Here is a 12456-nt window from a genome sequence, read left to right as displayed (position 1 = left end):
AAAAGTGAAAGCGTGACACTATTAAAGTGAAGCATGCATGTGTTACGAGTATCTACTGGAACCTGCATCAACCAGTGACAAGAAATGAGGAGGGATGATCATGGATCTAACGATTCGAGGAAAAGCTTCCTGCACCAATTGCAATGAAAACTTTGATGGGAAGCTAGTCGTTCATTTACAAGAAGACAGCGAGGGGCAATTAACCATGGTACCACCGTTGGAAACGAATGAATTGGCAGAAGATGAAATCGCTATTCATTATACTTACGGGGAAGTGAAGGAAGCCATCGAAGGAACCTTCGTATGTCCAAACTGTCAGACAGAAAATGAGGTTCGAATTGAAATTCCGACCGAGCTATTAGATGGCTCAATGAATTGAATGAATAATTAAATTGAAAAAGCTCTCTGTTCCTTGAACAGGGAGCTTTCGTTATTTATTGGTCATTGGTTTATTTTGTTCCATCAATGATTTGGACATTGAAGTCTCGTAAGATGTCGAGTCCTTGCGACTCGTGATTTTTACCGGCGACTAATGTTTTATTGATGGTGAAATCAGCGTCAGGAAAGGCGCTTTGGATCTCGATCGTATTGGAAAGGACGCAGATGTTGGTTTCAACACCGGTGATTTCGATTTTCTTTTCTTCTTCAGGCTTAAATAGATTTTTCTTGATGTCGATCAAGACTTCAGGTGGAATACTGTAATAGTATTTCTTGACGACTTTTTCATTTTCGAGAGGCTTAAGTTCTGGGATAAGCTGCAGGGCAGCGGCTTCTTCATCAGGCGTTCCTTTGACTTCGATTGGGATGTCGCGGGTGTGTAAGATGTACTCCCCATTCGCCCGCGCTTGTTCTAGGCGCTTGGCGATTCGTTTGACGAGAGCGGCGCTATCTGGCACATACGCTTCGTTCGCTTCATCGAGAATTTGGTTTTGCATATCGACAATGACTAGCATGTGGTTACTCCCTTTCTATAAACATCGTTTTTCAAATGATCTAACGAGAGGTTGAAAAATAGGTGCTATTTCTATGATGCCCCACTTTTTTTAAATTTTCAAAGAAAACGCTCTTCTTATCGTGAAACGGTAAAAATGTTATTTTTTTATTCGAATAACGATGCTTTTTGTTTGCTGAAAAGAAGAAGTAGTGATAGCTTTTAAATAGTACATTAAAAATAAATGAAAGTAGGTTAGGTTAAATGAGAAAGTTATTTTATATGGGGACTTTGCTTTTTTCAGTTGGTGTACTGGCGGCAGGATGTGGCAATAGTGAAACCGCTGATTCCTCGGGGAATGAGTCAGCAGATGGCAAAACGACGTTGGATTTTTGGTCCTTCTGGGGGTCTGGTGCAAGACAAGAAGTAATTGAAGAAATTATTGATGATTTTAATGCGTCACAAGATAAAATCGAGGTCAAATACAGCTACCAGCCTTGGGGCGATATTTGGACAAAATCACTGTCGTCGATCACTGCTGGTAATCCGCCTGATGTTATTGTACAAGATATTAATTCTGTTGCTCAGCGGGCAGAAGCGCAGCAAGCAACAAATTTAAGCGAGTATATCGAAGAAGGCTTTTCTGATGAATTTTATCCGCAATTATGGGATACGGTGGAGTATGAAGGGGATGCGTATGCTGTTCCTTTCAATACAGATACGCAAGTGATTTTCTACAACAAGACACTCTTTAAAGAGGCAGGTATCAGTGAAGAGCAACTGCCCCAAACGTGGGAGGAGTTAGAAACAGTTGCTCGTAAATTAGATGTCAAAAACGGTGATGACTTTGAGCGGATCGGTTTTTACCCATTGTGGAATTTAGGAGCCGATGTGTGGGCCTTGAATGCCGACGATGGCGTCAGCTGGTTTGACAAGGATGAGAACGTCAAAATCGATACAGACAACAAAGTGGAAGCGTTGGAATGGATCTTAGACTGGCAAGAGTATTATGGTCAAGATACCATCAATCGGTTAGAAGCTGAATTTGGTTCAGGTGTTGCCGATCCATTCATTTCTGGATTAGTGGCGATGCGTGCGCAAAACATCAACTACTACTCAAGTTTAGCGGAAAATGCACCGGATGACTTTGAATTTGGGGTCATTCAAATTCCTGAAAAAGAAAGTGGTTCTGGTCACTGGTCATGGGGTGGCGGGTTCGTCTTAGAAGTGCCATACGGAGCCAAAGATCCTGAAGCGTCCTATGAGTTTATCAAATACTTGTCGACACCAGAAGTTCAAGAGAAATTTGGTGAGAAAAGCTTTGATATCATGGCGAATCGAACAGCCAACGAAAACTTGGTCAACAACGACAATCTAGATGAAAACGGCCAAATGATCTACCAAATGGCAGATGAAAACTTTGCCAATACGGTGATCACACCTGTACCATTGACAGCGCCTGATTTCAGCAGTCTTGTCAATGAACAGATCGACCAAATCATGCTGGGCAGCAAAACACCGGCTGAAGGGTTGGCAGATGCGCAAAAAGCGGTGGAAGATCTCGTTGAGCAAAACAAATAAATTTCAAAACGAGCGTTTTTAAAAAAGAAGGAAAGTCCAGTCGGTTAGCGGACTGGGCTTTGCTTTCCGCTTTGCGAAGCGGACGTGTTTTCTTGAATAAACAATGAGTAAAAATAGAATGGAGTGGAAGGAATGCCAAAGAAGCGTTCAAAAAGTAAACGGCAAGAAGCTCTTTGGGGCTACTTCTTCGTAGCACCATTTTTGCTTGGGTTCGTGATCTTTATGTTAGGGCCCATGCTGTTTTCCTTCGTAGGAAGCTTTACCGATTACAATCTGACTTCAAAAATGAATTTTATCGGCTTTAAGAACTTTACCCGCATGTTTACGCAAGATACCCTGTTTTGGAAATCTCTTTATAACACGGCGTATTTTGTACTCTTCAATGTTCCCTTAACAACGTTATTCAGTGTTTTTCTAGCCACTTTACTGAATCAAAAAATCCGCGGAATCAGTTTTTTCCGAACGACCTTTTACTTACCAGCGATCCTTTCAGGGGTTGCCGTCTACGTCTTATGGATGCAATTATTATCTCCTTCCGCAGGATTGATCAATACCTTCTTGAGCTGGTTCAATATCAAAGGTCCGGCATGGCTGTTTGATCCAGAATGGACGAAACCAGCGTTGATTTTGATGAAGATTTGGAGTTCAGGGGGCGCGATGCTCTTGTATCTAGCTACCTTGCAAAATATTTCGCCGACGCTGTACGAATCGGCTGAGATCGATGGAGCGGGGGTTTGGGCGAAATTCAAAAATATTACGATTCCTTTGATCACGCCGATCATCTTTTATGATGTGATTACTTCAACGATCGGTTCTTTTCAAATTTTCCAAGAAGCATACGTGATGACCAAAAATGGTACCGGCGGTCCGGCGAATTCGCTGCTATTCTATAATTTGCATATGTGGAACAAAGCATTTGTTGCCTTTGATATGGGTTATGCGATGGCCATGTCGATGATCTTGTTCTTGATCGTCTTAGTCTTGACCTTTATCAATCTCAAGCTGGCACCACGCTGGGTTCACTATACCGGAGGTGGCAGCTAATGGAAATGACGACAAAAACGCGAAGCAAATCAAGCCAACAGCGAGTCAAGAAAATCATCAGCTATGTGGTGATGTCGATCATCGGGATCGTGCTGCTGATTCCGTTGCTGTGGATGGTCTTTACGTCATTGAAACCGATGGAGGAGATCGTGCGTTACCCGCCGACCTTTTTCCCAGAAGAAATCAATCTTGGCAATTATTTGGAGACCATCAACGCCTTTCCTTTTTGGCAGTATGCAAAAAATACGTTATTCATTACCGTCTTAGTGGTCTTCGGGAATGTCTTATCAAATTCCTTCATTGCTTATGGGTTTGCAAAATTGGCCTTTCCAGGAAAAAATTTGATCTTTGCCCTCGTCTTGTCTACGATGATGATTCCTGGCTTTGTGACGATGATCCCGCAGTATGTCTTGTTTTCCAAAATCGGCTGGGTCGGCACCTATCTGCCGCTGATCGTTCCAGCGTTTTTCGGGAACGCCTTTAACATTTTCTTGATGCGGCAGTTTTACTTGTCTGTCAACAATGAATTGATTGAAGCCGCTAAGATCGATGGCGCCAATCATCTTTATATTTGGAGCCATCTAATGATCCCATTGACGAAACCCGCACTGATCACGATTGCCATCAACTCCTTCAATGTGGCGTGGAATGATTTCTTAGGGCCGTTACTGTATATTCAAAACCAAGAAAAGTACACGCTGCAGATTGGCCTGCAAGTCTTCCAAAACCAATCAACGACCCAGTGGAACTACTTGATGGCAGGAGCAACGCTTGTGTTATTACCGACGATCTTGCTGTTCTTCCTCGCACAACGCTACTTTATTGAAGGAATGGATCTGACGGGAGGTTCCAAAGGATGAGAACAAAAGTCACGCCGCAACGCTTGAACCAAGCGCTGTTGACTGGCATCAACTGGCTTCCGCATTTACTGGTTTTACAAGGCATGTGGCTGTTGTATTCCTTGCCTTTGATCACCAGTACCACTGCTAGTCGAGCATTGATCGAGACGTTGATGGAACTGCGGAATGATGGCTTGGAAGCAAGTAGCAAAGCTCGTTTTCAGCAGGTGTTTCATCAACAGCGGGCAACGAGAAAAGGGCAAGATCGTTTGCTCAGTCTATTCTTTCTGCTGCTTTTAGTGGACAGCTTTGTCTTTCGCCGTCTGCAGCACCCGCTGTTTCAGATCGCTAGTTACGCGTTAGCGCTCACCTTTGGCTTGTTTTGCTTGGTCTTACTTTATCAAACGAGGCTGCTTCACACCTATCCGCAGCAGCCTATCTCATTATTTTATAGTTTTTATCAGTTTGCGCGTTCACCAAAACGAGTACTGGCGCATCTTTTAGTAACGGTGACGCTTGTCTTGACCTTTTTGCTGTTTGGTCCTGTCTACTTATTGGTCTTAGGAATCAGCACCTTGTATTTGGTCAATGTTGTGCTCTGTGACAAAGCGTTTAAATAGAAAACAAACGGGTATCCCGGAACTTCTTTAGTGAAAAGCTAGGGAGTTCCGTTTTTTTTGTGAAAAGAAGGTTGACAGGGTCGAAAATTATGCCTATGCTGAATGTAAATTTAGTAAACAGTAAACAGATGAGGTGCAGCTATGGCAAGTATGAGAGATATCGCGAAATTAGCCGGGGTGTCGGTAGCAAGTGTTTCTAGAATCCTTAACAATGATGAAACCTTCAGTATCAATGAACACACGCGTCAACGAGTCATTGAGATCGCCAACCAAATGAATTATTCAAAAGAAAAAAATCAACCCCATTCCCGTGAAGTCGGCGACCAAAACACGATTGCCATCATTACCCGCCACGATCGAGAGTCGGAAAGAAACGATCCGTATTTTATGATGATCCGCAATGGGATCGAAAAGGAAGCGGCGAAGTGGCGCTTAAAAACGATTCGGGCCTTTTCCATGCGGGAGCCTCAAAAAGATTTGGCACAATTGGCGAAGTACGGCGCAGTCATTATTATTGGAGAGATGACCAGCGATGCTTTGGCAGAGATCAGTCAGCAAAATGCCAATATTATCCTGGTGGATAATTATAGTGAAGCACCTAGCTACGATTGCATCCAAACCGATTTTGCCCAAAAGACCCACCAGATCCTCACGATGTTAAAAGAGAAGGGTCATGAGCATATCGCCTTTGTGGGTGGTGTTGCCAGCCGAGTGACGATTTCTGGCGAAGTCGTTTACGATGAACAAGAGATTCGAGCAGAAAACTACCGCCAATGGATGTTGCTCAATAAATTGGAAAAGTTCACAACCGTGCTGCAGGGGAAATGGTCACCAGAGACTGGTTTGCATTTTGGTCAGCAGATCGCGCAAATGAATCCTCGCCCCACAGCGATCGTAGTTGCCAGCGATCCTATGGCTGTCGGGGTTTACAAGGCACTCGCTGAAGCGGGGCTATCGATTCCTAAAGATGTGTCAGTCGTTAGTTTTGATGATATCGAAATGGCGCAATTTATGACGCCCGCACTGTCCTCCGTCAAGATGAAAGCCGAAGAGATGGGGCAGATGAGTGTCGAATTAGCGAAAAATAAAATCCTAGGGGTGCGGACGATGCCGGTTCGCGTCGTTTGTGGCAGTGAATTGATCATTAGAGAATCGATTGCCGAAAAAGATCAGTGACGTCTGATCTTTTTTATTTTAGGGGTTGTGTAAACATTAACTAAACAACTATACTGACTGTAGTAAACGTTTACAGTTAAAAATAAAGGAGAAAACGAAATGAAGTTTATTGATAAATTAGCCGAAAAGATGGTGCCTTTTGCTCAGATCATTGCCAACAACAAATACTTGTTAAGTCTGCGTGATGGGTTTATGGTCGCTTTTCCTGCGACAATGTTTGCGTCAATTATGATTATTATTCAAAATCTGCCTGCTACTTTCGGACTCTCGGAAAAACTTCCAGAGGGATTCATCACGTTTCTAAACGACTTTTTTGGTCCTATCGGAAATGCGACCATGAGTATCACCGCTATTTTCGTTGTTTTTGGGATCGGCTATCAGTTGGCTGGCAAATATGGACAAGCCAAATTATTTGCGGGTGCCATCTCACTGTCTTCGTTTTTGATGCTGCTGCCTTTTGGCTCATCCGAAGAGTTAGGTACAGTGATCCCCTTGTCGAAATTAGGGGCTGAGGGAATGTTTGTCGGAATCATCACGGCCATTATCGCTACGCAGATCTATTGCAAAATCAGTGCGGCTGGGCTGACGATCAAAATGCCAGATTCGGTTCCGCCAATGATCGCAGAATCATTTGTCGCCATCATTCCTGGGGCGGCACCGTTGTTCCTTTTCAATTTGATCCGCTACTTGTTCACCTTTACTTCATGGGGCAATGCCGTTGATTTCGTTTATGAGATTTTGCAAAAACCATTGATGGGCTTAGGCGGTACGTTGCCAGCAGTACTGATCGCCGTCTTGTTCACCCAATTCTTCTGGTGGTTTGGGATTCACGGGACACTAGTGGTCAATGCGGTGATCGATCCAATCATGAATGCGTTAGCGATCGAAAACTATGAAGCTTACAAAGCAGGGGCTGAACAATTGCCCCATATCATTAACACTACGTTTATGGGCGTGTTCGTCAATCAAGGAATGCAGTTGGGGATCTCGATTACGATGGCCTTCTTTATCGCTCGTTCGATTCGGATGAAAAAATTAATGAAGACCGTGATCGCGCCATCTGTTTTCAACGTATCTGAACCGATGACCTTTGGTTTGCCGATCGTCTTGAACCCGATCGCTTTTGTCCCATGGATCTTAGCGCCATTAGCTAGTACGACGATCTCTTACTTTGCGATTGCCGCAGGCTTGGTGCCACGACCAATCGGAGCAACGGTGGTTTGGACGACCCCGGTCTTCTTATCTGGTTGGTTAGGCACGGGTTCTGTTGCCGGCGCAATCTTACAGTTAGTGACGGTTGCCGTAATGACCTTGATCTGGGTGCCATTCTTGATCGTAATGGATCGCGGCTACTTGAAAGAAGAAAAAGCGGAAGCGGCATTAAATGAACAAGCGACATCTGAGACGATCAATCAAAGGGTAGAAGAAAGATAAGCCCAGAAACGGAAAGGAATGCAATACGCGCACCCTTTAGAAAGGAATTTGTGATGAGAACCGATACTTTGTCTTGTAGTTATCAAATGAATACCACATCTACGGATTTTTCCCGTGTGTTATTGGCGGAACAAGAGAAATTCTTTCGAGCCAAACAAGCCCAAGAACCGTTCGGGGAAGGTTGCCGTATTGAAACGATGATTCAAAACAAAACCGCTCCGCGGATGGTACCAGCCGTTATGACGGTCAAAAAAATTGCCGCTGATGAGCTGTGGCTTCGTACGACCCATGAAGAAGGAGTGATCGATCAACGGTATAGTTTTGCTCCAGGACGAAAAGGGAAGCTGCAAGTCACGTATTCGGAACAAAGCCGTTTTGAGCAGCAGAAAACAACCTACAGCTTTATGTTGGCGGCGCTGTTTTACAAATTCTTTTTCAATCGTGGTGTCAAAAAACGCTTGCGTTATCTTGAAGCAGCTTGTCAACGAGCAGGGACAAATGAAAAAAATGGGGAAAATTGAGGATAGTAATGATAGAAATAAAGAACGAACAACTCTTTCACTTATACAATGAAAAAATCAGTTATATCATAAATGTGTTACCAAATCAGCAACTGGGTCATGTCTATTTTGGGCCATCTTTAGGCACACTGGCGCCGTTTGATCAAGCGTACCTTGAGAAAAAAGAGAATAAATCGGCAGGAACCGTCAAATTTTTTGAAGCAGACAATCTTTTTACCTTGGCAGACCGTTTTCAAGAATTGCCAACGTATGGGACTTCTGATTTTCGAGAAGGTGCAGTGTCGGTTTTTGAGGAAGAAACCCCACTTTATGTTGATTTTAAACTTGTGGCTTTTCACTGTTTTGAGGGCAAAGAACGAAAGCTGGCGCAACCAGCCAGCTTCGCGGCTGCCGATGAAAGCCAAAGCATCGTCTTTGAATTGGTAGATCAAGAGCGGCAGCTGGAACTGGCGATCACCTATACGATCTTCAAAGGATCAGGCACCATCACGCGGCAGCAAACATTGACCAATACGGGGAGCAAGCCTAGAACCATCCAGCGCTTTTTGAGTGGTGTCTTGGAGCTGAAAAATCGTGATTTTGAACTGCTGCATCTTTCAGGCGCATGGCTAAAAGAACGACATATCAAGACGGTTCCTTTGACCCAAGGGACGATCAGTGTCGGCTCGTTAAAAGGAGCGTCTGGTCATCAGCACAATCCTTTTGTTGCCTTAAAAGAACAGCAAGCCACCAATGACACTGGTCACGTCTACGGTGCCAACCTGATTTATTCTGGTAACTTTTTGGCGCAAGCGGAAATGGATGAGTGGGACAACGTTCGATTGATGTTGGGGATACATCCTGAGCATTTCAGCTGGCAGCTTTCACAAGGAGAAACCTTTGAAGCACCAGAATGTCTCTTCACCTTCACCGCTGCTGGTCTGAATGGCTTGAGTCAAGAATCCGCCCAATTTATCGAAAAGCATGTGATTGCCCCTTATTGGCAAAAGCGGCAGCGGCCGATCGTCTTTAATAACTGGGAAGCGACTTATTTTGATTTTAATGAAGAGAAGCTGTTGACCTTAGCCCAAGAAAGCAAGGCGTTAGGGATGGAGTGCTTTGTGCTGGATGATGGTTGGTTTGGAAAACGTAACAACGACCGCAGTTCATTAGGCGATTGGGTGGCGGACCCTGCCAAATTTCCAAAAGGAATCGGGTCTTTTGCTGAGAAAATTCATGCCATGCAGCTGCAGCTGGGGATTTGGTTTGAACCGGAAATGGTTTCGCCAGATAGTCAGTTGTACCAAGAGCATCCTGAGTGGGTAGTCAAGCATCCTTATGAGCGGATCTCTGTGGGGCGCGGGCAATACGTGTTGGATTTTGCCAATCCAGCAGTGGTTGAGGCAATTTTCGAAGCGATGCAAAAAGTGATCCTTGAAACCAAGCTGGATTACATCAAATGGGATATGAACCGCAATATCACGGAAGCTTACTCTACTTACTTAGCGGAACAGGGAATTTCTCAGACGGAGTTTTATCATCGTTATATTTTAGGCCTTTATCGCTTATATGAAAAAATCTTAGCGGCGTTTCCGACCCTTTTGATCGAAGGCTGTGCTGGCGGCGGGGGCAGATACGATTTGGGAATCTTGTTTTACAGTCCGCAGATTTGGCCTAGTGATGATAGTGATGCAGTGGAACGTTTAGCGATCCAAAGCGGAACATTGTTAGGGTATCCTTTGTCCTCCTTCAGCAATCACGTGTCGGCGGCACCAAACCACCAAGTCGGCCGGGCAACGTCTTTAGCCTTTCGGCAAACCGTCGCAATGTTTGGGCCTTTGGGGTATGAACTCGATCTCTTTCACTTGTCTGAAACCGAAAAGCAGGCGATCAAATCCCAAATCGTCTTTTATAAAAAACAGCGGCAATTGCTGACCTTTGGCACTTTTTACCAGCTGCAGCAGTTGGAACATGCCAATGAAAAAACTTGGGCGGTGTATGATCCGCAAAATGAAGAAGCATTGGTTGCTTTCTTTCGCGTGTTGGCACAAGCCAATCCGACGGCGGAAGACTTTTTGCCCGCAGCCTTTCTCGATGGCCAACAGGTGTATCAGGTCAATGGCGAACCCGTCTCTGGTCAGCTGTTAAGGCAATTAGGGTTGCGTAAACCCTATCAGTTTAATGCCGTCAACCATGGAACGGCGCAAGTCACTGGCGATTTTCAATCATTTGTATACCAGTTACAAGCCAAAAAAGGAGCAGAATGATGAGCAATCAATTGTTTGATCAGCAGTTTATGCATGGTGGGGATTACAACCCCGATCAATGGCTGGCTTATCCAGAAATCTTGCAAAAGGATCTTGCTTATATGCAGCAAGCCCATGTCAACACCGTCACATTAGGGGTGTTTGCTTGGAGTGCCTTAGAGCCGCAAGAAGGCGTTTATCAGTTTGACTGGTTGGATCGTGTGTTTGATCAGATCCATGGCATCGGCGGCAAAGTCATTTTGGCCACTCCTAGCGGTGGGCGTCCTCAGTGGCTGAGCCAAAAGTATCCCGAAGTCAATCGGACCAACGCCCAAGGGCAAAAACATACCCATGGGTTTCGCCACAATCACTGTTACTCTTCACCGATCTATCGGGAAAAGGTGACGCAAATCAATCAGCAGTTGGCAAAACGTTACGGCAAGCATCCGGCATTAGCCATGTGGCATATCTCCAATGAGTACTCTGGGGAATGCTTTTGCTCCTATTGTCAAGAAAACTGGCGCAGTTGGCTGCAAAAGAAATATGGTGATTTAGCCACGTTGAATCATGCCTGGTGGACTTCTTTTTGGAGTGGTACGTACTCCGATTGGTCGCAGGTTTTACCGCCTTCGCCTCTAGGAGAACACAAAGTGCATGGCATGGATCTTGATTGGAAACGATTTGTTACAGATAGGACGATCGATTTTTATTTGCATGAATGTACGCCGATTCGCCAACTGACACCGGACATTCCTGTGACGACGAATTTTATGGCGGAAGGACATGCTACCCAAGACTTTATTCCTTTGGAAGGCATTGACTACAGCAAGTTTGCTCGTCATGTGGACATCGTTAGCTGGGATAGTTACCCTGATTGGAACAACAACTTTGAATCTTTGACAGCGACAGCAATGAAATCTGCCTATGTGCATGACCAGTACTGGTCTTTGAAGAAACAGCCCTTTTTAGTGATGGAATGCACGCCGAGTTTTGTTAACTGGCATTCCTTCAATAAAGCGAAAAAGCCTGGTGTCCATCAGTTGAGTGCCATGCAGCAGATCGCTCACGGCTCAGATAGTACCTTGTATTTTCAATGGCGCCAATCCCGCGGCAATTCAGAAAAATTCCATGGGGCAGTCGTGGGACATGATGATTCCACGGAGAATAGGGTCTTCAAAGAAGTTGCGGCTTACGGCAAGCGCTTGGAAAAAATCAAAGAGATTCAAGGAACCACAAGAAAAAAAGCAGTGGCGATCCTTTTTGACTGGGAAAGCAACTGGGCATTGAAGCGAGGCGGCGGGTTTGGTCGACCAACCAGACGGTATCCGCAAACGTTGCAGGAGCATTATCGTTATTTCTGGGAACAAGACATCGCTGTCGATATTTTGACGCCAGAGCAAGATTTTTCTGACTATCGGTTGGTGATCGCTCCGATGCTTTACTTGATGACCTCGGAGACGATGGCAAAACTTTGCCAGTACACGGAAGCTGGTGGTACCTTGATTTCCAGTTACTTTAGCGGCATGGTCAATGAAACCGACCTGTTGTATCTGGGGGGCTTGCCACAGCCGTTGCGAGGGTTATTAGGCATCAACGTGCTGGAGCTGGAAACTCTTTTTGACACTGAACACAATCAAGTGGTTTTTCAAGGACAGCCCTTTGAAACACGGGACTATTCTGCAATCATCGAAGCCGAAACAGCGGAGGTACTAGGGGTGTATCAAGCGGATTTTTACCAAGGAACACCTGCGATCACCAAACATACCTTTGGTGCAGGCACCGCCTACTATCTGGCGGCTCGCACCAACTATGACTTTTTCGAACAGTTTTATGCCTCTTTGGTCCGTGAGCTGTCCTTGGCAGAGGAAAGGATCGCGCATGCCAATCCTGCAGTCTCGATCCAAGGCAGGATCAGTCCAGAACGAACGTACTTTTTCATCATGAATTTTTCTGAGAAAGAGCAGACACTACACTTGATCAAAGAAGTCGTTGATTTAGAGACCAATCAAGCAGTCCCTCAAACAGCAACCTTGGCGCCGTATGAAGTGCGAGTGGTTTATTTTAACAATTAGCTGACCATTGGAA

The 12456-nt window shown here is 45.0% G+C and carries 11 protein-coding genes; 10 read left to right on the top strand and 1 reads right to left on the bottom strand.

All coding sequences use genetic code 11. The features are described from left to right. The first annotated feature begins 94 nt into the window (after window positions 1-94). Window positions 95-379, top strand: a complete 285-nt coding sequence (locus IGJ01_RS11645; protein ID WP_005234711.1) for a hypothetical protein — start codon at window positions 95-97, stop codon at window positions 377-379. Between the two features lie 70 nt (window positions 380-449). On the opposite strand, the gene IGJ01_RS11640 is transcribed toward IGJ01_RS11645, so the two are convergent. Continuing rightward, a complete protein-coding gene (locus IGJ01_RS11640) occupies window positions 450-953 on the bottom strand; it encodes an isochorismatase family cysteine hydrolase (RefSeq protein WP_430601104.1) in 504 nt (167 codons plus the stop codon). 242 nt (window positions 954-1195) lie between these two features. Between IGJ01_RS11640 and IGJ01_RS11635 the strand changes: the two genes are divergently transcribed. The 9 genes from IGJ01_RS11635 (at window position 1196) to IGJ01_RS11595 (ending at window position 12443) form a co-directional block, all read left to right on the top strand. Next, the gene (locus tag IGJ01_RS11635; RefSeq protein WP_008379010.1) at window positions 1196-2512 is read left to right on the top strand and encodes an ABC transporter substrate-binding protein; all 1317 of its coding nucleotides are present in this window, start codon (window positions 1196-1198) and stop codon (window positions 2510-2512) included. A gap of 132 nt (window positions 2513-2644) precedes the next feature. Continuing rightward, window positions 2645-3556, top strand: coding sequence for a carbohydrate ABC transporter permease (locus IGJ01_RS11630; RefSeq protein ID WP_008379008.1), 912 nt, complete (start codon window positions 2645-2647; stop codon window positions 3554-3556). Further along, window positions 3556-4416, top strand: a complete 861-nt coding sequence (locus IGJ01_RS11625; RefSeq protein WP_430601103.1) for a carbohydrate ABC transporter permease — start codon at window positions 3556-3558, stop codon at window positions 4414-4416. The genes IGJ01_RS11630 and IGJ01_RS11625 overlap by 1 nt, the downstream gene beginning before the upstream one ends. After that, a complete protein-coding gene (locus tag IGJ01_RS11620; protein WP_430601102.1) occupies window positions 4413-5015 on the top strand; it encodes a hypothetical protein in 603 nt (200 codons plus the stop codon). Before IGJ01_RS11625 ends, IGJ01_RS11620 begins: the two co-directional genes overlap by 4 nt. Before the next feature lie 141 nt (window positions 5016-5156). Further along, window positions 5157-6191, top strand: a complete 1035-nt coding sequence (locus IGJ01_RS11615) for a LacI family DNA-binding transcriptional regulator (protein ID WP_016613602.1) — start codon at window positions 5157-5159, stop codon at window positions 6189-6191. A 99-nt stretch (window positions 6192-6290) separates the two neighbouring features. Continuing rightward, a complete protein-coding gene (locus IGJ01_RS11610; RefSeq protein WP_015509292.1) occupies window positions 6291-7625 on the top strand; it encodes a PTS sugar transporter subunit IIC in 1335 nt (444 codons plus the stop codon). A 53-nt stretch (window positions 7626-7678) separates the two neighbouring features. Beyond that, on the top strand, window positions 7679-8146 hold the full coding sequence (locus IGJ01_RS11605) for a hypothetical protein (protein WP_429960603.1): 468 nt from the start codon (window positions 7679-7681) through the stop codon (window positions 8144-8146). An 8-nt stretch (window positions 8147-8154) separates the two neighbouring features. After that, a complete protein-coding gene (locus IGJ01_RS11600) occupies window positions 8155-10392 on the top strand; it encodes an alpha-galactosidase (protein WP_016621047.1) in 2238 nt (745 codons plus the stop codon). Further along, entirely contained in the window at window positions 10389-12443 is a 2055-nt protein-coding gene (locus IGJ01_RS11595) for a beta-galactosidase (protein WP_430601101.1), read from the top strand. The genes IGJ01_RS11600 and IGJ01_RS11595 overlap by 4 nt, the downstream gene beginning before the upstream one ends. The last annotated feature ends 13 nt before the right edge of the window (window positions 12444-12456 follow it).

It is taken from the genome of Enterococcus sp. AZ089, assembly GCF_050547225.1.
Lineage (GTDB): Bacteria > Bacillota > Bacilli > Lactobacillales > Enterococcaceae > Enterococcus_D > Enterococcus_D entomosocium.
The sequence above is the reverse complement of the archived record's forward strand: the minus strand, read 5'-3'. Positions and strand labels throughout refer to the sequence as shown.